We start from the raw sequence: 26,685 nt of genomic DNA on the forward strand, positions 1-26,685 counted from the left end.
TCCTACCAATGGTGAATGATGCTTGCAATCCTTGCAGCTGCTTCCTCTGTCATCATAACCATCAAAATACTGTCGTTGTCTGCCAAGATACTGAAAATATCCTCAGCAAATTCATTCCTAAGATGGCGCTTGACCAGTGCTGTGCTCCCCGGTACCAGACTGAGATTGATCATGTTTCCCAAAACCTGACAGGACAGGATATTATTTTCAGCCAAGCCCAGACTGCTAGTCATGGTCTTAGGCAGCTCGTAGATATAAGTGTTATCCTTGAGCGGTATCTTGACAATGCCCAGTTCCTTGATATCCCTAGAGACCGTAGCCTGGGTCGCTGTAATCCCAGACTCCCTGAGATGTTCTACAATTTCCTCCTGTGTGCCAATGTCATAGTCACTGACAAAGCGTCTAATCTTTTCTAATCTATCCTTCTTATTCATCCTTAAATTCCTTGTGTGCTGCCTCTACGACAGCTGTTATCATTACTGAATCAAGAGGCTGCGGCTCTGTGCTCTTTTCTAAATAGGCCAGAAATTCTATATTGCCCTGACCGCCCTGAATAGGCGAAAAATCCAGTCCCCTGACAGAAAAGCCAACCTCCATCATAAATGCTGTGACCCTTTCCAGAACTGCCAGATGGACCTTTTTATCCTTGACAATCCCTTTTTTCCCAATCTGCTCGCGGCCTGCTTCGAACTGGGGCTTGATCAAGGCGACCACTTGGCCATCCCGAGCCAAAATCTCATGCAGAGCTGGCAAAATCAAGCTCAGCGATATAAAGCTAACATCAATACTAGCAAAGCTAGGCTCCTGTTCAAAGTCAGTCCTTTGGGCATAGCGAAAATTAAACTGCTCCATGCTGACGACCCGCTCATCCTGTCTAAGCTTCCAAGCCAGTTGATTAGTACCAACATCTACTGCATAGACCAGCTTAGCTCCGTGCTGTAGCATGACATCTGTAAAACCACCAGTCGAAGCTCCGATATCTAAGGTCACTCGGTCAGTGACCGAAATATCAAAGACTTGCAAAGCCTTTTCTAGCTTGAGGCCGCCTCGGCTGACATATCTAAGTTTCTCACCTTTTAAGCGTAGCTCTGTGGCCGTGTCAATCTTTTCACCTGGCTTGTCAAAGCGCTGGCCATTGACCGCAGCAATAACCAGTCCAGCCATTACACCACGCTTAGCCTGCTCTCTGGTCTCAAAGAGCCCTTGTCTGTAGGCCAGCACATCTACTCTTTCCTTAGCCATTCAATCTCAAACTTTCTATTATCTGTTGAATTTCTTCGCCTGAAAACTCTGTCTTTTCTTCCAAGTCTTTCAGAATGTCCACAGCTTCATCAAGGGTCTGATTGAAAAAGTTCTTAGCTCCATCCAATCCCATAAAGGCTGGATAAGTCGACTTGGCCGCAGCTAAATCTTTCTGCGGGGTTTTACCCAGCTCTTCAAAGCTGGCTGTCACATCCAAAATATCATCTCGCACTTGAAAGGCCAAGCCCAAGAGCTCTCCAATCCTACGAAGCTTGTCTTGAATAGACTGTTGGGCCTGAACAATCAAACCAGCTGCGACAAAAGGATAGGTCAGAAGTTTTCCAGTTTTATTGGCATGGATGGTTTTTAGATCTTCTAGACTAATCGCTTGCCTTTCGCCTTGCATGTCCAGAACTTGACCAGCAACCATACCAAAGCTCCCCGCTGCCAGAGACAACTCAGAAATCAAGTCCACTTTGACCTGACTAGGCAGCTCAGCTCTTGCCAATAGTCCATAGGGGTCCAAAAAGAGAGAATCACCCGCCAAAATAGCCATATCCTCTCCAAACTTCTTATGGCTAGTCAAGCGACCTCGACGATAGTCGTCATCATCCATAGCCGGCAAATCATCATGGATAAGGCTGCCAGTGTGAATCATCTCAAGAGCCGCCGCAACCTGATAGTGAGCCTCGGCCAGCTCTAGGCCAAAAGCTTGAATCAACTCCAATAGCAGTAAGGGACGAATCCGCTTGCCTCCAGCCTGCACCGAGTACAAAATAACTTCTGATAAATCCGACGACACTTGCTGAGACTTATAAAAATCTTCAATCGTCAGGCCGATCTTTCCCAGTTTCTCGTTTCTTGTCATTCCATTTCCGTTTCTGTGCCGTCTGCCTGCATGACCTTCACTAAGGTCTTTTCTGCCTTGTCCAGACTTGCCTGGAGTTCCTTTGAAAGCTTCATTCCCTTTTGAAATTCCGCAATCGCCTCTTCCAGTGCTACATCACCATTTTCCAGCTTTTGGACAATGACTTCCAAGTCTGCTAAATTCTCTTCAAATTTCTTTTCTTTGGACATGTTTTACCTCTACTTCCAGCTGCCCATCCCGCATAAGCAGGGTCAGCTCATCTTTTTCTTCAATGCCTGCACTTGACTCGACAACCTTTTGATTCTTTTGCACAATAGCATAGCCACGCGCCACGATTCGACTGGTATCCAGCATAAGCAAGGCCTCGGACAATCTCCTGACTTGAGCTACCTTGTTATCATAAATGACCGCCATGTTGCTGCGCAGTAAACGCTCCAGCTGGGCAGTCTGCTCTTGAAAACGCTGAACTCGACTGAGCGGATTCAATGCCTCCAAACGATGCTGCAAGATTTTGGCCCGCTGTTGCTCTTCACTATAATATTCGCGAATTTTTTGCTTCAGTCGCAGGTTGAGCTGGTCTAACTTCTGAAGATGGCCATCGTAAAGCCGTTCTGGCTGTCGGAAGATAACCGACTGGGTCAGCTTATTTAACCTCTCTCGATAATAGCTCAGGCGATTGGAAATCGCTCGAGACATGTGGTTTTCCTGCTGCTGCAAATGGCCCAGCAGGTCTAGCTTGGTGACCGGTGTTGCTAGCTCAGCCGCAGCCGTCGGAGTCGCAGCCCTGCGATCTGCTACAAAGTCCGCCAAAGTCGTATCTGTCTCATGGCCGACACTAGAGATAACAGGAATCCGAGACTCAAAAATAGCCCGAACTGTTTCCTCTTCGTTGAAAGCCCAGAGATCTTCGATAGAACCACCACCTCGGCCAACGATCAGTACATCCAAATCCGACCGCTCATTGGCCAGTCTGATGTGGTCAGCAACTTGAGCTGCAGCCCCATCTCCCTGCACTTTTGTCGGATAAAGGACAATCTCCACTCCCGGAAAGCGACGGATGACCGTCGTGATAATGTCCCGGATGACCGCTCCGCTGGGACTGGTTACGACACCGATTTTCTTAGGAAATTGAGGTAAGGCTTGCTTGAATTTCTCTTGAAAAAGCCCTTCTTCTCCCAGTTTTTTCTTGAGCTGTTCAAACTGGATAGCCAAGGCACCGATACCATCCGGCTCCGCTTTTTCAATGATGATAGAATAGGAACCGCTCGGCTCATATAGCTGCACCCGACCAATGACATTGATTTTCATGCCTTCTTCCAGCTCAAAGCCCAGCTTCTGGTAGACACCAGACCAAATCGTAACCTGAATGACGGCTTTCTCATCTTTCAATGAGAAATACTGATGATTGGGGCGCCGGCGGAAATTGGACACCTGGCCAGTCAGATAGACCCGCTCCAAATAAGGATCCCGCTCAAACTTCATCTTCAGATACTTGGTCAAGGTCGAAACCGACAAATACTCTGGCATGCCCTTTTCCTTTCTTTTCTAGTTTTTCCGTAACTTTTATTATAACAAAAAACTGCATAAAAAACCGATTACAAAGTCTAAAAATCCCCTGAAAAGCAAGAAAAAAACTGGGCTTCCACAAAAGAACCCCAGCTGACTTAAAACCCAAGAAAAAGTCTACCGACTCATCTCCTTCATCCACCTTGGAATGACCCTGCTGATTGCCGTTGGCAGGACGACATAAGCTTCCTGACTCAGTTCATCTGCTATAAGCGAGTGAAGAAGGGTTGCAGCCGCAACTCGCTCAAAGAGACTGCTTGACTTAAACTGACCCGCAAATGCGGCAATCATACCGGCCAGCGTATCTCCCATGCCACCAGTTGCCTGATAAGGTCCGCCTACTGTCAGCTCAAAGACCTGCTCTTGCCCACTTTGATAGATGGTCGTTCCATGCTTTTTCTGCACGACAATACTGCCCAGAGGCAACTGATTGACCTCCGCCTGATTGGCTGCCGCTGTCTGATCTGACAAACTCAAACCCGATAAGCCTTCCCACTCCTTCTGGTGAGGGGTAAAAACTGTTTGGGCTTTTGGGAATGGCAAAGCTGCTTTGCTAAAGAGTGAAATGGCACCGCCATCCATGATAAGTATCTGCTGTTCTGCCACAGTCTGGATTACCTTTTGTAGGATATCTAGACCTAGTTGATTTTCCGCCAGTCCAGGACCAATCAAGACTAGATCTGATTTGGCCAGCTGCTCTGTCAATCGGTCTTGTTTCTCTAGGTCAAAGGCCATGGCCTCCGGTAGATGACTGTGTAGAGGGGCGATATTGTCTCTATCTGTAGCAACAGTCACCAGACCCGCTCCGCTATTGACCGCAGCCAAAGCTGCCATGATAATGGCGCCCCCATAAGGATAGGTCCCCCCAATCAGTAAGAGACGGCCGTAGTCGCCCTTGTGACTATCCAAGGGACGTTCCCTAATGACTCTTTTTAAAATATTTTCAGCGTTTTTTACCATGATATTCTCCTAGACCAACTTCATCCTGCACTTATCTCAAGATGACCAAACCTATCTTCATTATACACTAAAAGGCACCTAAACAGGTGCCTCGTATCGCAAGAAAGTTATTTTCTTCGGAAATCTGCAAATTTTTGTAAGATTCTTGCTGCGACTGCCTTGGGTAAATTTTCCTGAAAGGAAACCTGCTCATCCGCATAATCGCTCAAGCCTAGGAAATCCCCAACCTGCACAGCGTAGAGAGAATTCTTAAAGAGCTGGATATCATTTTGATCATTACCAAAAGCCACATAATCCGAACCGCAGAGTTCCTTTACAGTTGAAGCTTTATTGGTTTCAGCCGGATTGATATAAAAACATTTCTCATGTTCATGATAGTCTAGACTTAGATTGGGCAAGTTTGCAAAACGAGCCTGTAAATCGTCTAAGAGCTGCTCATGATTCCCCATGTAAATAACAAGCTTAATAGGATGCTGGAATTCAGTCAGTTCCAGCTGTCTTGCCCGCTTGAGAGGATCTACACTGGCAATAAAAGGGATTTTTTCTAAAATCTGGCCACTGTAATCAAAAGTATTATCAACGAAAAAAGGCAAATTATAGGTCAAACAAGTATCTAGAATGGCTTGATAACTTGACTGATGCAGCTGGCGCTCAAACATCAGCTGTCCATTCTGATAAGCTACTCCGCCGTTCAGGCCAATCACTATCTGCTGGCTCAATTCCGAACCTAATAGTCCCAGACAATCTCGATAGGAACGCGCCGAAGCAAACAAAACTTCATGCCCAAACTGAGGAGCCGTTAGCAGAACCTGCTTAATCTCCTCATCAATCGTCATATAATCAAAGGACAAGGTCCCATCCAAATCAAAAACAAATTTCATGATTCAAGACTCCGTTTAAAGGCTTGGTAGGTCTGGTCCATCAGCATAGTAATGGTCATAGGGCCAACACCTCCAGGTACAGGTGTAATCAGGCTGGCAAGTTCAGACACTTCATCAAATTTAACGTCGCCAATCAGCTTGCCATTTTCATCTCGGTTCATACCAACATCAATGACAACAGCTCCTTCCTTGACAAAGTCCTTGGTCACAAAATGTCCACGTCCGATGGCCACCACCAAAATATCTGCCCGTTTCGCAGTCTTGGCTAGATTGTGGGTCCGCGAATGCGTCAGTGTCACAGTCGCATTCTTAGCTAAAAGGAGCTGAGCCATGGGCTTACCGACAATATTACTCCGCCCGATGACAACCGCTCGCTTGCCTTCCAGTTCAATACCATATTCATGGAACATGGCCATAATGCCTGCAGGAGTAGCCGGAATCATAACAGGATGACCGCTCCATAGCTTGCCCATATTAAGCGGATGAAAGCCATCAACATCCTTGTCTGGATCAATGGCCAGCAGCACAGCTTCATCATCGATATGCTCAGGCAAGGGCAGCTGGACCAAAATCCCATGCCAATCAGGATTTTGATTATAAGTTTCAATCAAGCTCAAGAGCTCTTCCTGGCTAGTCTCTTCTGGCAGACGTTCTACCTTACTCCGAAAGCCAGCAGCCAAGGCTGAGCGCTCTTTATTACGCACGTAGATTTGACTGGCTGGATTATTTCCCACCACAATCACTACCAAGCCCGGTACCTGACCTGTCTTTTCTTTGAGGCGAGCCGTTTTTTCAGCTAATTTTTTCTGAAGCTTCTCTGCCAAACCTCTACCATCAATAATCTGGGCCATGTCATTCTCATTTCTTTTTCATTATCTTTTTCATTATACCAAAAAAATCTGTGCCCAGCCTATAACTTTTTCTTATACAAGGTTATAAAGCGGAGTTTCATTGGCACCTAGCGGTAAAATTTTCAGACCTACCAAATCTTTTTCAAAATAAGATAAAAAGGGTAAAAATAAAAAGCAGCAAAGTGCTTTTTAGTAGAGTAATTCATAAATTTCCATTGCAATCAAATCGATGCTGTCGAAAGTATAGGTCTCACGCGCTGCAACGTCACGCAAGGTGAAGACAGAGCCGTTTTCTTCGTCGTAACTGTAAGCTACTTCTGCTACAACCACTCCTTCACGCTCAAAATTACGTTTCAAATTTCCGCCATCCTTAGCCATAGCTTCTAAGCGGTTAATAATTCTAACTAAATGTGATTCCATTTTGTTTCTCCTATTTACTTAGTTCCCTCTTATTTTACCATAAATAGCGACTGAAATACCACTAAAAGCCAATTTTTTGTAATTTTTCAAGAATTTGTTTTCATTCTGCTCGGTCTAAGGGAGGATTTTGTAGTAAATTCTTGCAAAGTTCAAGAATACTGATATAATGAAACTATAAAACTTTGACTATTTTTGACCTTTAATTATTCCTATAAATAGCTTGCACACTAAAAGAAAAGAGGTATCTGCATGCTTTGTCAAAATTGTAAAATCAATGAATCTACGATTCACCTTTATACCAACGTAAATGGCCATAAACAGCAGGTGGATTTGTGCCAAAACTGCTACCAAATCATGAAAACAGACCCTGAACATTCCTTGTTCGGTGGAATTGCCAATGCCAACAATCATGGTACAGATCCTATCGATGACTTCTTCAACAGCCTCAGCAATTTTCAACAGCCTCAGGAACCAACTACTCCTCCTACCCAATCTGGCGGAGCCTATGGAGGCGGTGGCGGCTACGGTTCCAATCCCAGCAAGGGAGGCCAGCCTCAGCCAGCTCCGCAAAAGCCAAAAGGCCTGCTGGAAGAATATGGTATCAATGTGACTGAATTGGCTCGTCGAGGCGAGATTGATCCTGTTATTGGTCGTGATGAAGAAATCGTCCGTGTCATTGAAATCCTCAACCGCCGCACCAAAAACAATCCTGTTCTCATAGGAGAGCCAGGAGTCGGAAAAACTGCCGTGGTGGAAGGTCTGGCCCAGAAAATTGTCGATGGTGATGTGCCTCATAAACTCCAAGGCAAGGAAGTTATCCGCCTAGACGTTGTCAGCTTAGTACAGGGAACTGGTATCCGTGGCCAATTTGAGGAGAGAATGCAGAAGCTCATTGATGAGATTCGTTCTCGTCAGGATGTCATTCTCTTCATTGATGAAATCCATGAAATTGTCGGAGCAGGCTCTGCTGGCGATGGCAATATGGACGCTGGGAACATCCTCAAACCAGCTCTGGCTCGCGGTGAGCTCCAGATGGTCGGAGCGACCACCCTCAATGAATACCGTATCATCGAGAAAGATGCTGCACTTGAGCGTCGTATGCAGCCAGTTAAGGTAGACGAGCCGACGGTAGAGGAAACGATTACCATCCTCAAAGGGATTCAGAAAAAATACGAGGACTACCATCACGTCAAGTACACAGATGCGGCTATTGAAGCGGCTGCGCTTCTCTCCAACCGCTACATCCAAGATCGCTTCCTGCCAGACAAGGCTATTGACCTCTTGGATGAGGCTGGTTCCAAGATGAATCTGACCCTCAACTTCGTTGATCCCAAGGTCATTGACCAACGTCTGATCGAAGCAGAAAACCTCAAGGCTAAAGCAACCCGTGACGAAGATTTCGAGAAAGCGGCTTACTTCCGCGACCAGATTGCCAAGTACAAGGAACTCCAGCAGACAAGTGTGCTAGACAAGGACACTCCGATTATCAGCGAGAAATCGATTGAGCACATCGTAGAGCAAAAGACCAATATCCCAGTTGGCGATCTAAAAGAAAAAGAACAGTCTCAACTAGTCAATCTCGCCAGCGACCTAAAGGCCCATGTCATCGGTCAAGACGATGCTGTAGATAAGATTGCCAAGGCCATCCGCCGCAACCGGGTCGGACTAGGAAGTCCTAATCGCCCAATCGGCAGCTTCCTCTTTGTCGGACCAACTGGTGTCGGTAAGACTGAGCTGTCTAAGCAACTAGCCATTGAGCTCTTTGGTTCGGCTGACAGTATGATTCGCTTTGATATGAGTGAATACATGGAAAAACACAGCGTGGCCAAGCTAGTCGGTGCCCCTCCGGGCTATGTCGGCTATGATGAAGCTGGTCAATTGACTGAGCGCGTCCGCCGCAATCCTTACTCACTCATTCTGCTGGATGAGGTGGAAAAGGCCCATCCCGATGTTATGCACATGTTCCTGCAGGTTCTAGATGATGGCCGCCTGACTGATGGCCAAGGACGGACTGTCAGCTTCAAGGACACCATTATCATCATGACATCCAATGCCGGAACTGGCAAAGCTGAAGCCAGCGTTGGCTTTGGAGCAGCGCGTGAAGGACGCACCAATTCCGTCTTGGGTGAATTGGGCAACTTCTTCAGTCCTGAGTTTATGAACCGCTTTGACGGCATTATCGAATTCCAGGCGCTCAGCAAGGACAATCTACTACAAATCGTCAACCTGATGCTGGACGATGTCAATCAACGTTTGGCAACCAACGACATTCATCTGGATGTTACAGAGAAGGTCAAAGAAAAATTGGTTGACCTGGGCTACGATCCAAAAATGGGCGCTCGTCCACTGCGCCGTACCATTCAGGACCATATCGAAGATGCTATTACTGACTTTTATCTGGAAAATCCAAGCGAAAAAGATCTTAAAGCTGTCATGACCAGCAATGGCAAGATTCTCATCAAGTCAGCAAAGAAAACTGAAAGCACAGAGTCAGTTAATTCATCACAAGAAGAAAAATAATTGTCGATAAAATAGAGCAGAAAACAGTTAGTTTTCTGCTTTATTTCTTTATTGATCTTTCTGAACCTTGTAGCGTAGAATTGTTTTCAGCTTGCTAGGGTCTGTCCGATTCAAATTATTGAGATAGATTTCTCTATGAGTGTGTGAAATCCGTGTCAGCTGGTGATTCTGGCAAAAGGCATCCATTTTAGCGAAGGATTGAGGTTCTTCGTCAAAAGGTCCTAGGTGCAACACGGTGACACACGATCCCTCCGTCATTTCTTCAAAGCGAATCTCGTCATAGAGAGGATTAGGCTTTTTGACACGGACTTGTTCCAAGGCCTTTTTCACCATCTCTCCAGTGATAAAGTCCGGCTGCCCAATCATAATAGTATAGATCAATTCTTCTTTAATGAGTTCTCCTGCTTGCTCTTGCTGCCAAAGTCCTTCCAAGGGATAGACTGTAAAATCTGTAAATTCTTTCTCGGCCGCTGTCTTTTTGTAGTTCATCTTGATAGCATAGGCTAAGCTGTACAGAGCACCAACTCGTTCCGAAAAGTCAGCAGCATTAGGATTGCCCTTGCCGTCAATCATGATAAAAGACTGGGCAGGAAGATCTATGAGACAGGGTTCAGACTTGATTTGATATATTTCTCGATTGGCTTTTCTCCATTCATATTTCATGAGAGAGCCCTCCTTTCTTTACTACAAACAGTATAGCAAAGAAAAGCTGACAACCTCTGTCAGCTTTTATAAATATCGGTAATAGCTTTTAACTTTTCTTTGAATTCTTCTCGTAACCGAGGCGGCTCTATGATTTCAACTCCATCCAAAAAGGATAGCAAGTAGGCATAAAGACTATCGTGACTCGGTAAATGCGTTTGGACATAAAGGCTCCCATCACTCTCCTCTATCTCTGCTTCTGAAAACTCCTCGTACACTCGAAAGGCATGCTTCCTGTCAAATTTCAAAAAGACTTTTACAATATCTCCTAGCCGCTCCTCAGGACTAAATGTCTCATCCAAGACTCTCTGCTTAAATCGTTCCTCTAACATCTGACAGTCTCTCATTCTGTTAAGTTTAAAAAAGCGCGGGGCTTGTCTTAAACGACAAAAGCCAGCAACATACCAGTTTTGGCTTTTAAATACTAACTTCAGCGCCTCTATCTTGCGCTGCTCTCTTTCTCCACGCCCATTCAAATAAGAAAAAGACAAGACTCTTCTTTGCAAGATCGCCTGCTTAATGGTATCAAACAGTTCTTTCTGATCTGCTTTCTTGCGCCAGTCAGTGAAATCCACCTCCAGCCAGGAAGTCGCCTGAACTTGAAACAAAGACTGCAGCTTAGCTAAGGTCTCTACTTGCTCGCCATCTGTTAAAATCTGCAAGCCTTGAAGAGCAGCTAATAGCTCATCCCTCTCAGACTCTGAAAATAAGGCCTTGTCTAAGACAAAATCCTTCATCAGAAAAATACCCCCGCCCTTGCCTGGGCTGCAATAGACGGGTATTCCTGCCAAACTCAGCTTGTCCACATCTCGATAGATGGTTCGAATAGATACTTCAAATAGTGAGGCCAATTCGGGAGCTGTTGCACGGCCTCGCTCTAAAAGAAGATATAAGATTTTAAAAAGTCTGCTTTCTGTCATATAACCACCTCGCTACTATTATAACAGTTTCTTCTATAAATGTTTTACCATTCCTATAAAGAAGAGTTTTTTAAACGATCGGAGGAAGGAATTTATTATTTGAAAGAGATTTCTTTCAAAGACTATCATTCTTTTTCTGTCCAATAAACCGAGTAAATTCTTGACAGTTGGTCCTTAGTCCATTATGATAGATAGTAAACTGACTAGAGATTGAGGATATTAGAATGACAAATCCAACCTTTGGTGAAAAGGAAGCAAATGTAGAATATGTGACCCGATACGGAGTCTATGCCGTTATCCCAGACGAAAAGAAAGAAAAGATTATTTTGGTCCAGGCGCCTAATGGGGCTTGGTTTCTGCCCGGTGGAGAGATTGAAGAGGGGGAAAACCATCAGACTGCCCTTGAACGCGAGCTGATGGAAGAACTTGGATTCACAGCCCAGCTTGGCCGCTATCTTGGACAAGCTGACGAATATTTTTACTCCCGCCATCGCGACACCTACTTTTACAACCCAGCCTACCTGTATGAGGTCACCTCTTTCAAAGAAGTCCAAAAACCGTTGGAAGATTTCAATCAGCTTGCCTGGTTCCCAGTTGAAGAAGCTATTGAAACACTCAAACGCGGCAGCCATAAATGGGGTATCCAAGCTTGGAAAAATACGCTTAAAGCTTAAAGAAATCATTCACAATTTATAGCAAACATGTTATAATAATAGCAGGTATAAAGCAGGAGGAAATCGTATGAAGCTTATTAATACAACAAACAGTCATGCTGACCTTGTCAAAAGCCAATTGGAAAGCACCGATGCGATATTAGTCGAAGTTTATTCTGCTGGAAACAGCGATGTTGTTTTTACACAAGCTCCTCTTCACTATGAAATTTTGATTTCAAACATGCACCGTGCTGTACGTGAACAGGAAATCGAAAAAATTAGAGAATTTTTCTTGAAGAGAAAAATTGATGCAAACGCTATTGATAAAGCTGCTATCCGAACGATTTACGCTAATAATCTAATCGAAATTTCCATTCCTGTTAAACAGTAAAAACTAAGGCCAGGCCTTAGTTTTTTATTGTTTATAGATCATGGTAATGTGAGGCGTCGATTCAAAAATAAAGGGTTGGCCAACCGATTTGAAGCCATACTTTTCATAGAGAGCAGCCACCTGATCCTGAGCCTCTATTTCAATTTCCTTTCCTGGCCATTTTTCAGCACATAATTGCAAGATTTCTCTAATAAGCTGTCCTCCTAATCCCTGTCCTCTTACAGACTGAGCTGTGACTACTCGACCAAAGACTAAATGCTCTCCCTCTTCAAAGACCCGAGCATAAGCATCAATTTTCCTTTTTCATTAGCATGGTAAACGTGCACTGCTTCTAGGTCCTTCTCATCCAGTTCATGATAGATGCGCTCCTGCTCCACCACAAAGGTGTCAATGCGCAATTTTAAGATTTGATAAAATTCTATTGGGTTCAGCTCTGTTAATTTTTTCCTAGACCACATACTTGTTTCCTCTAACTTTTTAATGTATAATAAGTGCAAATGCAACTATCAAGGAGTTCCTATGGATTACCGTCAACTTTTCCGTCAAATGGGCTTTATTTCTAGACAGGCTATGATGAAAATGAATCAGAAAGCCAGTAACTACGGCCTAGACAATAATTTATTTCTACTACTCATTCGTATCGTCGAAAATGAAGGTCTCAGCCAGTCACAACTGGCAGAACTGGTGCAGATTGACAAGACTACTCTCAGCCGTTCTCTAGGAAAGCTGGAAGATAGAGGCTTGATTATCAAAAAGACCAAAGCTCAAAACAAGAAGTTCAAAGAGCTCTATCCTAGCAGTCAGGCTCTCAAACTCTATGACCAACTGATTGGCTTTGAAAATACCTACGCCAGTCATGCGCTGCAGCAACTGACTTCCTCTGAGCTCTTTCAGCTCCAAAACATTTTGGCTAAAATAAGCACTCCTAAGTTATAAGTAGTATAACAGAAAACAGTTGCAAACGCAACTGTTTGTGTTTTCTAATTTAGTTTTAATTTAACAAATTAACAAATTTTCAAATCAATCCATCTATCTAAAAAATGGCTTACCACTAAAGGGTAAAGCCATTTTTTATTTTGGAAACTTACTTGCTCTCAAAGCCTTCTGCAACTGCTTCCGAAAAGTTTTCTTCTAAAATTTCTGCACAGTGGTCACAGACAAGGGCTTGATAACTGCGCTCTTTAACTGTTGTATCAATGCGGCGACAACGATCACATACTTGTCCCTGAGCATGCTCCACTGTAAAGGCTACATCTTCAAAGACGACAGCGCCTTCTGGAGCAGGTCCTTCAGCAATCGTTAATTGTGAAACGATAAGAAGCTGAGCCACATCACTGTTGACTGCCTCAAGCAAGGTCTTGATGACTTCATTTGGATAGACAGTCAGGTGCGCTTCCAACGATTTCCCGATAACCTTCTCATTGCGGGCTTCTTCTAAAGCTTTCTGAGCTTGACTGCGGAAGTCCATAAAGGCAGACCAAGTGTCCAAAATTTCTTCTTGATTTGGGAAAGTCTGAGCTTCAGGCAGTTCGGATAACTGAACAAATTCTTCACCTTCATGCTCCAAGTAAGACCAGATTTCTTCTGCTGTGTGTGGCAGAATTGGTGTCAACAGCTTGGTAATCTTGACCAAAATATCATAGAAGACAGTCTGCATCTGACGACGTTCCAATGATTTTGCTGCTTCGATATAGACGACATCTTTGGCAAAGTCCAGATAGAAAGCGGACAAGTCAACAGTCACAAAGTTGACAATCGCTTTATAAATAGTCAGAAACTCAAAGTCCGCATAAGCCTTACGAATAGTTTCTACTAATTGATTAAAGCGGATAGTCATGTATTTATCAACAGATCGAAGTTCTTCGTAAGCTACGGCATCCTCAGCTGGATTAAAGTCAGAGGTATTGGCAATCAAGAAACGCAAGGTATTCCGAATCTTACGGTAGGTTTCAGAAACTTGGCTCAAGATATCCATAGAGATGCGAACATCGTTGCTAGAATCAACACTGGTTACCCAGAGACGCAAGATTTCCGCACCAAATTGTTTTTCCACGTCACTTGGAGCAATTGTATTTCCAAGGGATTTAGACATCTTTTCCCCCTTACCATCTAAGGCAAATCCTTGTGACAAGATTTGTTTGTAAGGGGCCACGCCATGGTTGGCAACTGAAGTGATGAGGGATGAGTTGAACCAACCTCGGTATTGGTCTGAACCTTCTAGATAAAGATCAGCCGGGTAAGTTAACTCAGGACGGTTAACCACTACACCATTCCATGATGAGCCTGAGTCAAACCAAACGTCCATGATGTCCGTTTCCTTGGTAAATTCGCCGTTTGGAGAACCTGGATGAGTAAAGCCAGCTGGAAGTAAGTCCTTGGCTTCACGCTTCCACCAGACGATAGAACCGTGCTCCTCAAAGAGCTGAGCTACGTGTTCGATGGTCTCGGCCGTCATGATTGGTGTTCCGTCTTCGGCATAGAAGATTGGCAACGGCACACCCCAAACCCGCTGACGAGAGATAACCCAGTCACCACGGTCACGAATCATGTTGTAGAGACGTACTTTACCCCATTCAGAATGGAATTTAACCTTTTCAATTTCATCTAAAATTTCTTGACGGAATTTAGAAACAGATGCAAACCACTGTGGTACTGCCCGCCAGATGATTGGCTTCTTAGTACGCCAGTCAAATGGATAAGAGTGAGAAATTTCTTCCTGAGCAAGGAGCAAATCATCAAGCTTTTCAATAACAGTCGGCACAACCTTATCATAGAACTGGCCTTCAAAGTCAGGACCAGCATTTTCCATCATGATACCGCGCTCATTGACTGTCACAGCAACTTCCAGTCCATTGGCTACACCGACATGGTAGTCGTCCTCACCAAAACCAGGCGCTGTATGAACGATACCGGTACCAGAGTCAGTCGTAACGTGGTCACCCAGGATAACAAGTTCATCTACAGCAGTATCCCATGGGTGAACTGTCACGATGTGGTTTAATTCTTGACCACGGTAGGTATCCAAAACTTGAACATCAGTCCAGCCAAATTTCTCTGACAGACTATTCAACAATTCTGAAGCAACCACAAACTTACGAGATTCACCAGCTGGTTGAACGACTACGTAATCAATATCTGCTCCAACAGTCAAACCACGAGAAGCTGTAATAGTAAACGGAGTTGTTGTCCATACGACGATGTAAGTATCTGTGTCCAGTACCCCTTTTCCGTCTTTAACACGGTTAGCATAGTAGAGAGAGGTGGAAACCAAATCATGGTATTCAATTTCTGCTTCAGCAAGAGCTGACTCAGAAGACCAAGACCAATAAACTGGCTTAGCACCACGGTAGATATAGCCTTTCTTAGCCATTTCGCCAAAGACACGAATCTGAGCCGCTTCATAATCAGAAGTCAAAGTAACATAAGGATTATCCCAGTCACCAGAAACACCCAAACGCTTGAAGTCCTCTTTTTGCTTTTCGACTTGGCTAAGCGCATAGTCCCGACACATGTTGAGGTATTCTACCAAGTCCAACTCTTTGCGCTTAACGCCTTGTTTTGCCAATACCTGCTCAATCGGAAGACCATGCGTATCCCATCCTGGAATGTAAGGCGCATAGTAACCAGCCATAGACTTTGAGCGAACAATGATATCTTTGGAAATCTTGTTCATAGCATGGCCGACATGAATATTCCCGTTAGCATAAGGAGGGCCATCATGCAGGATAAAGTGCGGCTTGCCTTCATTCAGTTCCTGACGACGCTGATAAAGCTTAGCTTCATCCCATTCCTTCTGCCAGATTGGCTCCTTATTTGGAAGACCGGCCCGCATAGGAAAAGCAGTTTTTCCAAGGTTAAGTGTTTCTTTCAGTTTCATTCTATTCCTCTTTATTTTTAAAAATTACAAATTAAAAACCGCAAACTTCTCCAAAAAGGACGAAAATTCGCGGTACCACCTTTGTTTAGGCAAGACAATAGCATAATGCTCCTCTTGCCCCTCTTTGTCCGTAACGTGGACTGCCGTCTCATCCTACTGATTTCAGACGAAAGTTCTGTAAAATGATAGCCCAAGCAAGATGGACTGCAGATCTCTCACCATCATCTGCTCGCTGAAAGTATTTTGCTTGGTCTGTGTTTTTACAATCTTAGTTTCTTTAAAAATTATAAAATATTTACTGGAACTTTTTGTTCCCCATTTGTATCATCATCGTGATGGTCAGCTTCTGAGTTTTCCTCAGCTGCATGAGCTTCTATATCTTCATCGCTAAGCGGAGAAAAAGCTTGGGTCGCAGCTAATTCACGGTTAGCAGCTTCAATGCGCTCTTGCAACTCAGCCATTTCCTCTGGAGAAAATTGACGAGTAACATCCACTTCTTCCTCGCGGATAACTGCCTCTTCTCCCAGTACTTCAGATACAACTTCCTTGAAAGCTTCATCGCTGGTCTGCAGATAAGTAGCTGTCGGACGAAGGATTTCTTCCCATTCAGACGAATCTACAATGCTGAGTTGGCTCTCAATGGTTGATTTCAAACGTTGATGGAAGACACGTGTTTTGTTTTTCAGTTCTTCTGTTTCAATGGCTACTTTCTTAGCATTGTCAGCTGCCTGACGCAAAATCTCATCAGCCTTGTACTTAGCTCCATCCAACAAATGCTGCGCATCCTGCTCTGCCTGACGAACAATATTCGTAGATCGCTCGTTGGCAGCCACTTTAACACGCTCAGCCGTATCCTGAGCAATCAAGACAGACTGGCTAAGAGAGTCTTTCATCTCATCAAAATATGTCAAACGTTCTTCCAGATTACGAATTTTTGCTTCTTTTTCGTGGTTTTCACGAACCAAGTCCTCATAATCGCGGACAACGATGTCAAGGAATTCATCTACCTCTTCAACATCATAGCCTCTAAACTTGGTTCCAAAGGATTTATCTTTAATTTCTAATGCTGTAAGTGTCATAGTTCCTCCTCATTTACTAGCTAATAATTCAACGGTTAACTTATGTTTTCCATTCTTGGAAAGGCCATTTTCTCTTAAAACCTTAAATCTTCCAAATCGTCTAACGCTTATCAAGTCTTCAAGCCCGACCTGCTGGCTGGGATTGTCATTAACAGCATAGTTCATTTTCACATGCTTGCCAGAAATCAGCTGAGCAGCCTGGCTCCTTGACAACTTAAAGGTACTGGCTACCAACTTATCCAAGCGAAGGCTAGATGCTAAAATTTCTCTGGTAACAGCCTGCTTCTGTTCTTTCAGCTGCTCTGCAAAAGATACTTCCTTTAATTTGACAGGCATCTTTGCAATTTTAGAGACATGATCTATAAAATACTGGGCTAGTCTTTTATCTACAAAGAGCTGAGCATGGTCTCCAACTACAAGAATATCGCCAAAGGCTCGTCTTTCAATCCCTAATTGATTGAGAAGAGTGCCCATAATCTGCGAATGACTGATTTTATAAAATTTGCTTGCATAGGAAATTTCCAGCAAGCTCAATTCAAAATCATCCATATTTAGTTGGTAATAAGAAGGCGCCACAAGAACTCTTGCCAGTTCACTTGGAAAATAATCCGAACTAGCAAAGACTTGCACATCATATTGCTTGCCAATATTCTTCAGGATTGAGACCTGATGGGGATTCAGAAAAGATGTTGTTTCAAAGGCATAGGTATCTTGAACCCGCTGAAGCAACTCCAGACTCCTATCAATAAACTCTCGATCCTCATGCGAAAAGTGTTGATATAAATCTTTCATCATAATAACATTAGTAAGACGCTTATTAAATAAAAGACCACACGATTTAAAAGGTTTAAAGCCAGAATTGCAACCCAAACGGTAAAGTCCAGCCCTGCAAACTGCAAGGGAAGACGGCGGAAAAGTTTTAAATACGGTTCTACAATTCGTGTTAGAAACTCTCCGAATTTGGTTTGATAGGCTCCTGGAAACCAAGATAGAAGTGCATAGACAATCAAGGCAATGCTATAAAGATCGAAAAGATTAGAGATGGCACGAATTACAAAATATAACATATCTCTTATCTACTGCGCTTCATATCAAAGTCGAATTCGCTGATTTCAACATCGTTTGGCAAGCGGATATCTTCCACATTTACCACTACATTAATCGGAGTCAGCAAATACATAGTGCTTGCAACTTTTTTCAAATTTCCAGCCAAGACATAACGAGCACCATCTAAGTAGTCTAAACAACGTCGAGCCTGTACCTCAGTCATATACTGGAAGTCAATCAGGATGCTTTCATTGGCCAAAAGCAGGTCAACAATTTCAGTCGCCTCCTCATATCTCCTCGGATAACGAACATCAATCGTAATCTTCTCATCCGCATTTGCACGGTGCTGAGCCAATTCCTGCTGACGTGCATGCAGTCTGGTAATATTCTCTGTAGAAGATTTCTGTTGTGGCTGTGGTTTAGGCTGTGGCTTCGCCGCAGCAACCGGACGAGGAGCTGGCTTGCTCTCTCTGACTGGCTTAGGCTGAACCAATTCAGGCTTCTGCTTAACAGGCGCCGCAGGTCTGCTGACAGTCTGCTCCTGAACCTCAGTCTCATCTCCATCTTCTGTAAAATAATCTATAAATTTATCAAATCTATCTTTTAATGACATATTTCTTTCCTATTTAAAAAATGCTGTACCAATTCTGACATAGGTCGAGCCATGGGCAATTGCTTCTGGATAATCACGGCTCATTCCCATGCTTAATTCAGAAAAGGGCATATTATTTAACTGTTTCTTTTTTAATTCTTTTTGTAGTTGATGAGCCTTTTCAAAAATTTGGTTCAGCTCCTCATGACTAGCTTCAAACGGAGCCATTGTCATCAATCCCACAATTTGAACATTCTCTAATTTTTCAAGTTCAGGCAGGACAACTTCAAGTTCTTCAATCAAAAAGCCATGCTTGCTCTCTTCTTTAGAAATATTCACCTGCAGAAAACATTTAATCACATGTTCAGCCCGTTTGTCAATCTCCTTGGCCAATTTTACAGAATCTAAAGCGTGAAAGTAATCAACATAGTTAATCACATCCTTGACTTTTCTCCTCTGCAAACTACCGATCAGGTGCCAGGTCAGATTCTCATCTTTCAGAGCATGGTATTTATCTAGAAATTTATCTACCCGATTTTCTCCGATATGCTGAATACCTGTACGAACAAGCTCCTGAGTTGTTTCGCAGTCAACATATTTGGTAACTGCAATGATATTTACTGAATCTTTCAAACGCTGGGCTTGCTCCGCCGCTTGAGCGACGGATTGAAAGACCAACTCTTTATTGTTCTGCAAATTCATGATTTAGATTAACGATTTCTGAAGAACGGAGGTGTTTCCAACTCATCATCATCTTCATTAGTTTCTGCATAGCGCTCCACGCGGGCTGACGAACTTGGTTCAGCCTGACGAACAATCGCTTCGCGGCGAAGATCCCAATCACCAAAGGCTGAACCTTTAGGTGTATCCGTTCTTTGACGGCTTGGAGCCGGAATATCAACCGTTTCAGTCATATCAAAATTTCGTTCAAACTGCCCTGAGCGAACTTCGCGATTTGGCTCAACTTGCTGCGGACGGCTTGGGCCAGTAGGCTGCTGTGTCTGACGAATACCGCTGACCTTTTCAACCTTGTCCTGACGGACACCAGTAGCCACAACAGTCACGCGGATTTCATCCTTCATAGACTCATCAATAGCAGTACCGAGCCAGATGTTCACCCCATGACCTGCTGCTTGGTTGACAATTTCTGAAGCTTCTTCAGCTTCAATCAAGGTCATATCTAGGCCACCAGTAACGTTGACAATTACGTCCTCTGCACCATCAATGGTTGTTTCCAAAAGAGGTGAGTAAATAGCTTTGCGAGCAGCTTCGATAACGCGTTCTTCACCGCTACCAACACCAATTCCCATCAAAGCATTACCCTTGTCTGCCATAACTGTTTTCACGTCGGCAAAGTCAAGGTTAATCAGTCCTGGGCTGGTAATCAAGTCGGTAATCCCTTGGACACCTTGGCGAAGAACATTATCTGCTTCACTGAGTGCTTCAAGGAGCGGAGTCTTCTTGTCTACAATTTCAAGCAGGTTGTTATTTGAGATAATCAAGAGTGTATCTACATGCTCGCGAAGTTCGTTGATTCCTTCTACTGCAAATGTTCCACGCTTGCTTCCTTCAAAACCGAAAGGACGTGTAACTACAGCAACAGTCAGAGCACCAACATTCTTTGCGATACGAGCAATCACTGGAGCAGCACCTGTCCCAGATCCACCACCCATACCAGCAGTGATGAAGACCATATCTGCTCCTTGCAGAGCTTCAGTCAGGACTTCTTCGCTTTCTTCAGCAGCCTTGCGGCCAACTTCAGGCTGACCTCCGGCACCGAGTCCGCGAGTCAACTTAGGACCGAGCTGAATAACTGTTTCAGCTTTGGCACTGCTAAGAGCTTGAACATCTGTATTTGCTGCGATGAATTCAACACCAGCAACACCTTCATCAATCATTCGGTTGATGGCATTACCGCCACCTCCACCGACACCAATAACTTTAATTACTGCGCCTTGTGCAGCAGCAGCGTCAAATGAAAATGTCATATTCTCTGTATTCTCCTTAATCAAACATTTTGCCAATTAGGTTGCGCATCCGATCTGTAATACCGGTTTTTGGTTCTTGGTTTGGCACATCAGCACTGGCAACTGGAATTTCTTGGACCGGCTCCTCAGGGATCTCATCAGCTGGTTGAGGTTCAAAGCGTGGTACTGACTGAGCAGGACGCTCAAAGGATACAGGTCGATGGCGCAGTTGCTCATCACCATGAACAGCAACCTGAGCCAGCATATCCACATCTGTTAAGTTTCCGGCATACTCTGACAGGCTGATAACATGTGCAAAGGCTGGATTGCGAATGCCGATTTGATTTGGCACATAAAGCTTGACATTTACGCCAAACACTTCCTGAGCCAGTTCAACTACTCCTGGAAGAATAGCTGCTCCACCGATAATCACAATGCCGCCTGGCAACTCGAGAAGATGCCTTCTATCCAAATCGCGTTTGATTTGCTCAAAAATGTGTTGGATACGAGCAGAAATAATCTCAGCCAGATACTTTTCAGTTACTTCAACCGGCTCAATCTCGCCAATCACTTCTACTTGGAAGGACTCTGTACCAGCTTCAGGAACATAAGCAGAACCATAGTTAAACTTGAGACTTTCAGCCAACTTTTGCGAAGTCTTCAAAACCTTGGAGATATCCTTGGTTACATAGTCGCCGCCTTCTTGATATATATTCGTATATTGAAGTTCTTGACCTCTAACAGAAGCTACTGTAGTTTGGCCGCCACCCATATCAATAACAGTTGCACCAAACTCACGTTCCCCTTCGTTCAAGATTGACTTAGTCATAGCCAATGGGGAGATAATAACATTCTCAAGCTGAACTCCCGCACGCTCCACTGTCTTGCGGAGGTTGTGGAGAATAGTCCGTGGTCCAGTGTAGAGAAGTCCCCGCATTTCTAAGCGAATCCCCATCATACCACGCGGATCACGAATCCCTTGGAAACCATCCACTACAAACTCTTCTGGGATGAAAGTAATCACTTCGCGGTCAGGAGTCATACTCTTAGTCAGAGCAGATCTAACAACATTCTCTACATCTGTATCTGTGATTTCCTTAGAATCACTAGTCACAGGAATCATACCCTGAGTAGGCTCAATCTGTAAGAGATTAGCCGGAAGTCCGACATTGACTAAACCAATTGAAATGCCTGCCTTTTCTTCTGCTTGAGAAATAGCTGTCTTAATGGCAGCAGCAGCAGCCTCAATATCAACAATAATTCCATCTTTAACGCCAGCACTTTTTGCGTTGCTGACCCCAATAACATTCATTTCATCGTTGATGTGCTCTGCCACCAACACTTTAATTGAGCTAGTTCCTATATCTAATCCAGTAAAAAAGCCGTCTCTAGCCATTACACCAGTCCTCTCTATCTTCCATGTTTCCGGTCTATACTAATAACACTAAAAATTAGAGTTACCCAAGCTTTATTATAACATAAAGAAAATGAAAATGCGCAGTTTTTCTACATATAATTTAGCGATTTTCGGTATTTCCCGGGTTTTCTGTTGAATTTTGTGGCTCTGCAGATTCTTGTTCTTGACTTTCAGTCACCTGCTCAGCCACTTGTTCTGTTGGCTGTCCCGTCGGGTCCTCTTCTGTTTTCTGCTTTTCTTCGTCAGAAGAAGACGGCTCGTTTTGAGCTCCTTCAACATAACTAAAAATCCCTGCTTCCATATCTACAACACTAGGTACCCCCTCTTCCAGCTGCGATTGGATTCCCTTGTAATATGGCAGTTTTTTGGCAATATGTGAAATTGGTACCAAAATTTTATTGCCATCATGCATGGTCAGCGTAACCAAGTCCGGTGTCACCTTGCTTGGAGTCAACTGAACTGTCTTAATATTTTTCTTGACCGAAGCCGGTACCTTTTCAATTTGAAGGGCAAATTCCTTAATCAATTTTTTATCTGAAAACTCTATCGAAATATGGGTTTCCGGCATAGAATCTGCAGCAGTCGGGTCCGAAATAATCTCCCCATTTTTCAGAACAGGATAATACTGACCACCCTCATGCAGATAGGCTAGAACTCCGTACTCCTTGACCTTTACCTGAAAAGTAATCGGAAACTGATAAGCCATCTCCAGGTTGTTAATCCAAGGACTAGAAGCTTTCATATTGCGGATATGATTGCCGCCATTGATAAAGGTTGTTAAAGTATAGTCCTTCTCATCAATCTTACTGCTTTTGAGCAGATCTTCCTGACTGACCATTTGATTCCCTGAAAATTCGATTGTCTTCATGGTCGCCAGTGGCGTCAAAAAATAAACTGACAGGAGAAAAATCAAGCCACTGCCCAGCAAAACCGGCAGTGCTCGATAAATATGAACCTTCGAGATATGCACCTTATCGGCTTCTTTTTCTGCCTTTTTCTGAAGTTTCTCCAGTTTTTTGCGCTCTTTCTCGCTCAATTCGGTCTCTAGCTCAGGTTTAGATGAGTCATCTTCCAAATATTCTGTTTCTTCCTCTTCATAAAATGAGTCATCTTCTTCCGTCTCTTCAGCTATTTCTCCGCCTTCGATTGAGTCCTCAGCTTCCTTTGCTTCCTCTTCTTCTAGCTCCTTTTGTTTGCCGGCCTCTTCCTGAGCCTTCTTTTCAAGATATTCTTTATTTCGTTTCTGCCATTCAGAGAGGGGCTCACTTACCTCTTCCTTTGGCTCATCGTGGTTTTTCTTGCTCATTTCTTTCCTTTGTCAATATCCGCCTTCAATAAAGCATAAAATTCATCTACAGACTTGATTTCCTGAGAATTCTTCATAGCTTGATGATAAGAAGCTTGATTAGCCAAAAGGTCATCAAGGGCTGTCTGTAAATTGCTCATATCCAGCTGTTCCTCTGCCAATTGCTTGGCATATCCCTTTTTCACAAAATAATCCGCATTTTCAATCTGATCGCCGCGGCTGGCTTCGCGTCCCAGAGGAACGATAATGTGCAGCTTAGCCATGGCCAAGAGCTCAAAGATTGTATTGGAACCGCCGCGTGTCACCACTACATCTGCCAAGTCCATCAAAGGCTGGTAGATGTCGGTCACATAGGCTCTGCGAAAGAGACGTTCAGACAGAACATCCAAACTTGCATCGCCTGTCAGATTGATAACGTTATAACGCTCGGTCAGCGCAGCTTGATTCTGGCTGACAAAGTCATTAAAGACCTTAGCACCAGCAGAACCACCGACAAAAAGCAGAGTAGGCAGCTCTTTATCAAAATACTGACGGATTTCTTCTAGTTCCTGCGGTGGGACTGACTCTTGGTTACCGACCTTGGTCACAGCTCCGACATGCTCAATCTTGGTCAGACTGGAACTTTGCTCAAAGGTCGCATACATCTTGGTCGCACACTTATAGGCGATTTTATTGGCCAAGCCAATGGATAGATCCGACTCATGAACATATACAGGCACTCCTGACAGTCGGGCTGCAATCACGGGCGGAACGGACACAAAGCCTCCCTTAGAAAAGAGAGCCTGCGGCCGTACCTTGAGCATAATACCAAGCGACTGGAAAATACCCCAGACGACCTTAAAGCCATCCAGCAGATTCTGCCATGAAAAGTAGCGGCGAAGCTTGCCCGTAGCTACCGAATGGAAGGTCACGTCTAGTCCAGACTTTTGGATTTCCTGATACTCAATCCCATGCTTATCACCAATATAGTGGACCTGCCAGCCTTCTTTGATAAATTTCGGAATCAGGAGAAGGTTGAGGGTTACATGCCCAACTGTTCCTCCGCCTGTAAATACAATCTTTTTCATTTTAACCTTTTAATTCTTCAAATGCAGCGAGAAACTCATCGCCACGGACTTCAAAATTACTATACATATCCCAGCTGGCATTGGCAGGACTGAGCAAGACAATGTCTCCTGGCTTCGCTTGATCAAAGGCCTTATGAGCTGCATCCCGGACATCAATCGCATCCAGATAAGAAACACCAGCCTGATCAGCCGCCCTCTTTACACGCGCAGCTGATTGTCCTAAGATCACCATTTTCTTGAGCCCTTTGAGGTCAGGCACCAACTCGTCAAATTCATTGCCACGATCCAAGCCGCCTGCAATCAGAATCACCTTGCTATTGTCAAAACCAGATAGGGCTTTCTGTGTTGCCAGAATATTAGTAGACTTACTGTCATTGTAAAAGGCAACCTCATTTACACGCCCCACATACTGGAGACGGTGCTTAACGCCCCCAAAAGCTGACAAGACTTCTTTGATCGTCTGATTGTCAATGCCACGCAGTTTGGCCACAGCAATCGTAGCCAGAGCATTTTCGACATTGTGACTGCCAGGAACACCGATTTCAGTCGCCCTCATAATCGCTTCTCCACGGAAGGTCAAGACATCACCATCAAGATAGGCACCATCCACCTTTTCAGTCGTTGAAAAAGGGACAACAGTAGCCTGAGTTTGACTAGCCATTTCCTTTGCCCAATCTTGATTGAAATTCAAAACCAGATAATCATCAGCTGTCATGTTTTTCTGGACATTCCACTTGGCAGCTGCATATTCCTCAACAGAGCCGTGATAATCCAAATGAGTCGGCATGAGGTTGGTAATAACAGCGATTTGCGGATGAAAAGCCTCAATCCCCATCAACTGGAAGGAAGACAGTTCCATGACCAGTGTATCCTTGCTGCTGGCTGTTTGAGCTACTTGACTGGCAGGAAAGCCGATATTACCAGACAAGAGACCATTTTGACCGCCAGCTGTCAAGACTTGCGCAATCATGGTTGTGGTCGTCGTCTTACCATTTGAACCCGTAATACCAATAATCGGTGCTTCAGAAATCAGATAAGCCAACTCGACTTCAGTAATGACTGGAATCTTCTTCTCCAGAGCTCGAACGACCATGTCATTGTCATAAGGAATACCCGGATTTTTCACCATCAGTTCAAAGTCTTCGTCCAGCAACTCCAAAGGATGACCTCCTGTCACCACTTTTATACCTTCTTCTAGCAAGGATTGGGCAGCAGGATTTTCCTCGAAAGTCTTCCCATCGTTAACTGTCACGATAGCTCCTAATTTATCTAAAAGGCGAGCAGCTGACTCACCCGACTTGGCCAATCCTAGGACCAAGACCTTCTTATTGGCAAAATTTGCTATATTTTTCATAAGCAACCTCTTCCATTCATACTTCATTCTATTTTACCTTTTTTTGTGAAAATAAAAAAGTCATAGGAGTCTTTTATTTTCGACTGTAAGCAAGTTTTGAAAAAAATGATATGTTTTCATCTATTTGAAATATTTTGTAACATAAACCTATTATTTTTGTAAAAATATAGATCAACAAAAAAGCAAGATCTCAAAAAGTCTATCTAGCTTTCTAAGTTCTTGCTCATTTATTATTCTTCATCAAAATTCTTTTTTGATTTCTTAGGCGGCTTGAGGCGATTGATATCCCGCAAAGCCAAGACAGTCACTACGGATAGACCGAAACCTACAAAATATTCAGCCGGCAACTGGAAAATTTTAAAAATGCCTAAGCCAAATAAGATAATCAAGGCTACAATCAGTAGCACCATGGTCACTGCATTAACAGTCCCTTTAATACTGGATGGAACAGCAAAAATGTAGAAAAAGAGGATTAAAATCCCAATGATAAGATAAACCATTTTGCTGCTCCTTTCCCTTTTGCTTATTCAGCTGCAGCTAATTTTTTCTTTTTATTGGCTTTTTCGCGTTCTTGTTTGTTCAAAATTTGCTTACGCAGACGAATAGATTCTGGTGTTACTTCCATGTACTCATCGTCGTTCAAGAATTCCAAAGATTCCTCCAAGGTCAAGATACGTGGTGTCTTGATAACTGCTGTCTGGTCCTTGGTTGCAGAACGAACGTTGGTCATTTGCTTAGCCTTGGTTATGTTAACAGTCAAGTCATTTTCACGAGAGTTTTCACCGATGATCATTCCTTCGTAAACCTCAGTACCTGGGTTGACAAAGATAGTACCACGTTCTTCGATAGACATGATTGAGTAAGTTGTAGCCTTACCAGCATCGATAGAAACAAGGGCACCACGGTGACGTCCACCAATTTCCCCTGGAATCAATGGCAAGTATTGGTCGAAGGTATGGTTCATGATACCGTAACCACGAGTCATTGACAAGAACTCAGTTGAGT

28 protein-coding genes and 2 pseudogenes are annotated in these 26,685 nt (G+C 43.9%); 4 read left to right on the forward strand and 26 right to left on the reverse strand.

Annotated elements, in window-relative coordinates; translation table 11 throughout:
• Positions 1–2 precede the first annotated feature (2 nt).
• From RWS24_RS01605 to RWS24_RS01650, 10 genes are all read right to left on the reverse strand, one after another.
• Positions 3–434, reverse strand: a complete 432-nt coding sequence (locus RWS24_RS01605) for an arginine repressor (protein WP_049540957.1) — start codon at positions 432–434, stop codon at positions 3–5.
• On the reverse strand, positions 427–1,242 hold the full coding sequence (locus RWS24_RS01610) for a TlyA family RNA methyltransferase (protein ID WP_314364827.1): 816 nt from the start codon (positions 1,240–1,242) through the stop codon (positions 427–429). Before RWS24_RS01610 ends, RWS24_RS01605 begins: the two co-directional genes overlap by 8 nt.
• Complete coding sequence (locus tag RWS24_RS01615) at positions 1,235–2,110, reverse strand: farnesyl diphosphate synthase (protein ID WP_314364828.1); 876 nt, start codon at positions 2,108–2,110, stop codon at positions 1,235–1,237. Before RWS24_RS01615 ends, RWS24_RS01610 begins: the two co-directional genes overlap by 8 nt.
• Positions 2,107–2,319, reverse strand: a complete 213-nt coding sequence (locus tag RWS24_RS01620) for an exodeoxyribonuclease VII small subunit (protein WP_002896137.1) — start codon at positions 2,317–2,319, stop codon at positions 2,107–2,109. Before RWS24_RS01620 ends, RWS24_RS01615 begins: the two co-directional genes overlap by 4 nt.
• On the reverse strand, positions 2,297–3,637 hold the full coding sequence (gene xseA, locus RWS24_RS01625) for an exodeoxyribonuclease VII large subunit (RefSeq protein ID WP_314364831.1): 1,341 nt from the start codon (positions 3,635–3,637) through the stop codon (positions 2,297–2,299). The genes RWS24_RS01620 and xseA overlap by 23 nt, the downstream gene beginning before the upstream one ends.
• Positions 3,582–3,818 carry an initiator RepB protein gene (locus RWS24_RS01630; protein WP_314364833.1) on the reverse strand — a complete coding sequence of 79 codons (237 nt, stop codon included), beginning with the start codon at positions 3,816–3,818 and terminating at the stop codon, positions 3,582–3,584. Before RWS24_RS01630 ends, xseA begins: the two co-directional genes overlap by 56 nt.
• Positions 3,794–4,636, reverse strand: a complete 843-nt coding sequence (locus RWS24_RS01635; protein ID WP_314364835.1) for an NAD(P)H-hydrate dehydratase — start codon at positions 4,634–4,636, stop codon at positions 3,794–3,796. Before RWS24_RS01635 ends, RWS24_RS01630 begins: the two co-directional genes overlap by 25 nt.
• Before the next feature lie 107 nt (positions 4,637–4,743).
• On the reverse strand, positions 4,744–5,517 hold the full coding sequence (locus tag RWS24_RS01640) for an HAD hydrolase family protein (protein WP_314364836.1): 774 nt from the start codon (positions 5,515–5,517) through the stop codon (positions 4,744–4,746).
• Positions 5,514–6,368, reverse strand: coding sequence for a bifunctional methylenetetrahydrofolate dehydrogenase/methenyltetrahydrofolate cyclohydrolase (locus tag RWS24_RS01645; RefSeq protein ID WP_314364837.1), 855 nt, complete (start codon positions 6,366–6,368; stop codon positions 5,514–5,516). Before RWS24_RS01645 ends, RWS24_RS01640 begins: the two co-directional genes overlap by 4 nt.
• 189 nt (positions 6,369–6,557) lie before the next feature.
• Complete coding sequence (locus tag RWS24_RS01650; protein WP_002896146.1) at positions 6,558–6,788, reverse strand: DUF1797 family protein; 231 nt, start codon at positions 6,786–6,788, stop codon at positions 6,558–6,560.
• 249 nt (positions 6,789–7,037) lie between these two features.
• On the opposite strand from RWS24_RS01650, the gene RWS24_RS01655 reads away from it, so the two are divergent.
• Complete coding sequence (locus RWS24_RS01655; RefSeq protein ID WP_314364840.1) at positions 7,038–9,308, forward strand: ATP-dependent Clp protease ATP-binding subunit; 2,271 nt, start codon at positions 7,038–7,040, stop codon at positions 9,306–9,308.
• A gap of 48 nt (positions 9,309–9,356) precedes the next feature.
• On the opposite strand, the gene RWS24_RS01660 is transcribed toward RWS24_RS01655, so the two are convergent.
• Entirely contained in the window at positions 9,357–9,971 is a 615-nt protein-coding gene (locus RWS24_RS01660; protein ID WP_314364842.1) for a GyrI-like domain-containing protein, read from the reverse strand.
• 59 nt (positions 9,972–10,030) lie between these two features.
• On the reverse strand, positions 10,031–10,930 hold the full coding sequence (locus tag RWS24_RS01665) for a YafY family protein (protein ID WP_314364843.1): 900 nt from the start codon (positions 10,928–10,930) through the stop codon (positions 10,031–10,033).
• 224 nt (positions 10,931–11,154) lie between these two features.
• Between RWS24_RS01665 and RWS24_RS01670 the strand changes: the two genes are divergently transcribed.
• A complete protein-coding gene (locus tag RWS24_RS01670; RefSeq protein ID WP_314364845.1) occupies positions 11,155–11,604 on the forward strand; it encodes an NUDIX hydrolase in 450 nt (149 codons plus the stop codon).
• A 67-nt stretch (positions 11,605–11,671) separates the two neighbouring features.
• The gene (locus RWS24_RS01675) at positions 11,672–11,974 is read left to right on the forward strand and encodes a DUF1827 family protein (RefSeq protein WP_002919443.1); all 303 of its coding nucleotides are present in this window, start codon (positions 11,672–11,674) and stop codon (positions 11,972–11,974) included.
• Between the two features lie 24 nt (positions 11,975–11,998).
• Here the strand turns inward: RWS24_RS01675 and RWS24_RS01680 are convergent.
• Positions 11,999–12,432: pseudogene (locus tag RWS24_RS01680) on the reverse strand (GNAT family N-acetyltransferase).
• A 22-nt stretch (positions 12,433–12,454) separates the two neighbouring features.
• Between RWS24_RS01680 and RWS24_RS01685 the strand changes: the two are divergent.
• On the forward strand, positions 12,455–12,910 hold the full coding sequence (locus tag RWS24_RS01685) for a MarR family transcriptional regulator (RefSeq protein WP_314364848.1): 456 nt from the start codon (positions 12,455–12,457) through the stop codon (positions 12,908–12,910).
• 148 nt (positions 12,911–13,058) lie between these two features.
• On the opposite strand, the gene ileS is transcribed toward RWS24_RS01685, so the two are convergent.
• From ileS to RWS24_RS01750, 13 genes and pseudogenes are all read right to left on the reverse strand, one after another.
• Entirely contained in the window at positions 13,059–15,851 is a 2,793-nt protein-coding gene (gene ileS, locus RWS24_RS01690; protein ID WP_314364850.1) for an isoleucine--tRNA ligase, read from the reverse strand.
• Positions 15,852–16,135: 284 nt separating this feature from the next.
• Entirely contained in the window at positions 16,136–16,930 is a 795-nt protein-coding gene (locus tag RWS24_RS01695) for a DivIVA domain-containing protein (RefSeq protein ID WP_125340628.1), read from the reverse strand.
• A 9-nt stretch (positions 16,931–16,939) separates the two neighbouring features.
• A complete protein-coding gene (locus tag RWS24_RS01700) occupies positions 16,940–17,725 on the reverse strand; it encodes a YlmH/Sll1252 family protein (protein WP_314364851.1) in 786 nt (261 codons plus the stop codon).
• Complete coding sequence (locus RWS24_RS01705) at positions 17,722–17,997, reverse strand: YggT family protein (protein ID WP_002896162.1); 276 nt, start codon at positions 17,995–17,997, stop codon at positions 17,722–17,724. The genes RWS24_RS01700 and RWS24_RS01705 overlap by 4 nt, the downstream gene beginning before the upstream one ends.
• A 5-nt stretch (positions 17,998–18,002) precedes the next feature.
• Entirely contained in the window at positions 18,003–18,590 is a 588-nt protein-coding gene (locus RWS24_RS01710; protein WP_002896164.1) for a cell division protein SepF, read from the reverse strand.
• Between the two features lie 9 nt (positions 18,591–18,599).
• Complete coding sequence (locus RWS24_RS01715) at positions 18,600–19,271, reverse strand: YggS family pyridoxal phosphate-dependent enzyme (RefSeq protein WP_002900917.1); 672 nt, start codon at positions 19,269–19,271, stop codon at positions 18,600–18,602.
• An 8-nt stretch (positions 19,272–19,279) separates the two neighbouring features.
• Positions 19,280–20,557, reverse strand: coding sequence for a cell division protein FtsZ (gene ftsZ / locus RWS24_RS01720; RefSeq protein WP_032906435.1), 1,278 nt, complete (start codon positions 20,555–20,557; stop codon positions 19,280–19,282).
• Between the two features lie 16 nt (positions 20,558–20,573).
• Complete coding sequence (gene ftsA, locus RWS24_RS01725; protein ID WP_314364857.1) at positions 20,574–21,932, reverse strand: cell division protein FtsA; 1,359 nt, start codon at positions 21,930–21,932, stop codon at positions 20,574–20,576.
• A gap of 121 nt (positions 21,933–22,053) precedes the next feature.
• Entirely contained in the window at positions 22,054–23,259 is a 1,206-nt protein-coding gene (locus tag RWS24_RS01730; protein ID WP_314364859.1) for an FtsQ-type POTRA domain-containing protein, read from the reverse strand.
• Positions 23,256–24,326, reverse strand: coding sequence for a UDP-N-acetylglucosamine--N-acetylmuramyl-(pentapeptide) pyrophosphoryl-undecaprenol N-acetylglucosamine transferase (locus tag RWS24_RS01735; RefSeq protein ID WP_314364861.1), 1,071 nt, complete (start codon positions 24,324–24,326; stop codon positions 23,256–23,258). Before RWS24_RS01735 ends, RWS24_RS01730 begins: the two co-directional genes overlap by 4 nt.
• A 1-nt stretch (position 24,327) precedes the next feature.
• A complete protein-coding gene (murD, locus tag RWS24_RS01740) occupies positions 24,328–25,680 on the reverse strand; it encodes a UDP-N-acetylmuramoyl-L-alanine--D-glutamate ligase (protein WP_314364863.1) in 1,353 nt (450 codons plus the stop codon).
• A 230-nt stretch (positions 25,681–25,910) separates the two neighbouring features.
• Positions 25,911–26,180, reverse strand: a complete 270-nt coding sequence (locus RWS24_RS01745; RefSeq protein ID WP_002898040.1) for a DUF3165 family protein — start codon at positions 26,178–26,180, stop codon at positions 25,911–25,913.
• Positions 26,181–26,203: 23 nt separating this feature from the next.
• A pseudogene (locus RWS24_RS01750) lies at positions 26,204–26,685 on the reverse strand (translational GTPase TypA); the annotation flags it as partial.

This window comes from uncultured Streptococcus sp. (genome assembly GCF_963528215.1).
Classification (GTDB): domain Bacteria; phylum Bacillota; class Bacilli; order Lactobacillales; family Streptococcaceae; genus Streptococcus.

Coding starts and splice junctions, on each gene's coding strand:
- RWS24_RS01605 (WP_049540957.1), bottom strand. CDS start 434: ATGAATAAGAAGGATAGATTAGAAAAGATTAGACGCTTTGTCAGTGAC.
- RWS24_RS01610 (WP_314364827.1), bottom strand. CDS start 1,242: ATGGCTAAGGAAAGAGTAGATGTGCTGGCCTACAGACAAGGGCTCTTT.
- RWS24_RS01615 (WP_314364828.1), bottom strand. CDS start 2,110: ATGACAAGAAACGAGAAACTGGGAAAGATCGGCCTGACGATTGAAGAT.
- RWS24_RS01620 (WP_002896137.1), bottom strand. CDS start 2,319: ATGTCCAAAGAAAAGAAATTTGAAGAGAATTTAGCAGACTTGGAAGTC.
- xseA (WP_314364831.1), bottom strand. CDS start 3,637: ATGCCAGAGTATTTGTCGGTTTCGACCTTGACCAAGTATCTGAAGATG.
- RWS24_RS01635 (WP_314364835.1), bottom strand. CDS start 4,636: ATGGTAAAAAACGCTGAAAATATTTTAAAAAGAGTCATTAGGGAACGT.
- RWS24_RS01640 (WP_314364836.1), bottom strand. CDS start 5,517: ATGAAATTTGTTTTTGATTTGGATGGGACCTTGTCCTTTGATTATATG.
- RWS24_RS01645 (WP_314364837.1), bottom strand. CDS start 6,368: ATGGCCCAGATTATTGATGGTAGAGGTTTGGCAGAGAAGCTTCAGAAA.
- RWS24_RS01650 (WP_002896146.1), bottom strand. CDS start 6,788: ATGGAATCACATTTAGTTAGAATTATTAACCGCTTAGAAGCTATGGCT.
- RWS24_RS01655 (WP_314364840.1), top strand. CDS start 7,038: ATGCTTTGTCAAAATTGTAAAATCAATGAATCTACGATTCACCTTTAT.
- RWS24_RS01660 (WP_314364842.1), bottom strand. CDS start 9,971: ATGAAATATGAATGGAGAAAAGCCAATCGAGAAATATATCAAATCAAG.
- RWS24_RS01665 (WP_314364843.1), bottom strand. CDS start 10,930: ATGACAGAAAGCAGACTTTTTAAAATCTTATATCTTCTTTTAGAGCGA.
- RWS24_RS01670 (WP_314364845.1), top strand. CDS start 11,155: ATGACAAATCCAACCTTTGGTGAAAAGGAAGCAAATGTAGAATATGTG.
- RWS24_RS01675 (WP_002919443.1), top strand. CDS start 11,672: ATGAAGCTTATTAATACAACAAACAGTCATGCTGACCTTGTCAAAAGC.
- RWS24_RS01685 (WP_314364848.1), top strand. CDS start 12,455: ATGTATAATAAGTGCAAATGCAACTATCAAGGAGTTCCTATGGATTAC.
- ileS (WP_314364850.1), bottom strand. CDS start 15,851: ATGAAACTGAAAGAAACACTTAACCTTGGAAAAACTGCTTTTCCTATG.
- RWS24_RS01695 (WP_125340628.1), bottom strand. CDS start 16,930: ATGACACTTACAGCATTAGAAATTAAAGATAAATCCTTTGGAACCAAG.
- RWS24_RS01700 (WP_314364851.1), bottom strand. CDS start 17,725: ATGATGAAAGATTTATATCAACACTTTTCGCATGAGGATCGAGAGTTT.
- RWS24_RS01705 (WP_002896162.1), bottom strand. CDS start 17,997: ATGTTATATTTTGTAATTCGTGCCATCTCTAATCTTTTCGATCTTTAT.
- RWS24_RS01710 (WP_002896164.1), bottom strand. CDS start 18,590: ATGTCATTAAAAGATAGATTTGATAAATTTATAGATTATTTTACAGAA.
- RWS24_RS01715 (WP_002900917.1), bottom strand. CDS start 19,271: ATGAATTTGCAGAACAATAAAGAGTTGGTCTTTCAATCCGTCGCTCAA.
- ftsZ (WP_032906435.1), bottom strand. CDS start 20,557: ATGACATTTTCATTTGACGCTGCTGCTGCACAAGGCGCAGTAATTAAA.
- ftsA (WP_314364857.1), bottom strand. CDS start 21,932: ATGGCTAGAGACGGCTTTTTTACTGGATTAGATATAGGAACTAGCTCA.
- RWS24_RS01730 (WP_314364859.1), bottom strand. CDS start 23,259: ATGAGCAAGAAAAACCACGATGAGCCAAAGGAAGAGGTAAGTGAGCCC.
- RWS24_RS01735 (WP_314364861.1), bottom strand. CDS start 24,326: ATGAAAAAGATTGTATTTACAGGCGGAGGAACAGTTGGGCATGTAACC.
- murD (WP_314364863.1), bottom strand. CDS start 25,680: ATGAAAAATATAGCAAATTTTGCCAATAAGAAGGTCTTGGTCCTAGGA.
- RWS24_RS01745 (WP_002898040.1), bottom strand. CDS start 26,180: ATGGTTTATCTTATCATTGGGATTTTAATCCTCTTTTTCTACATTTTT.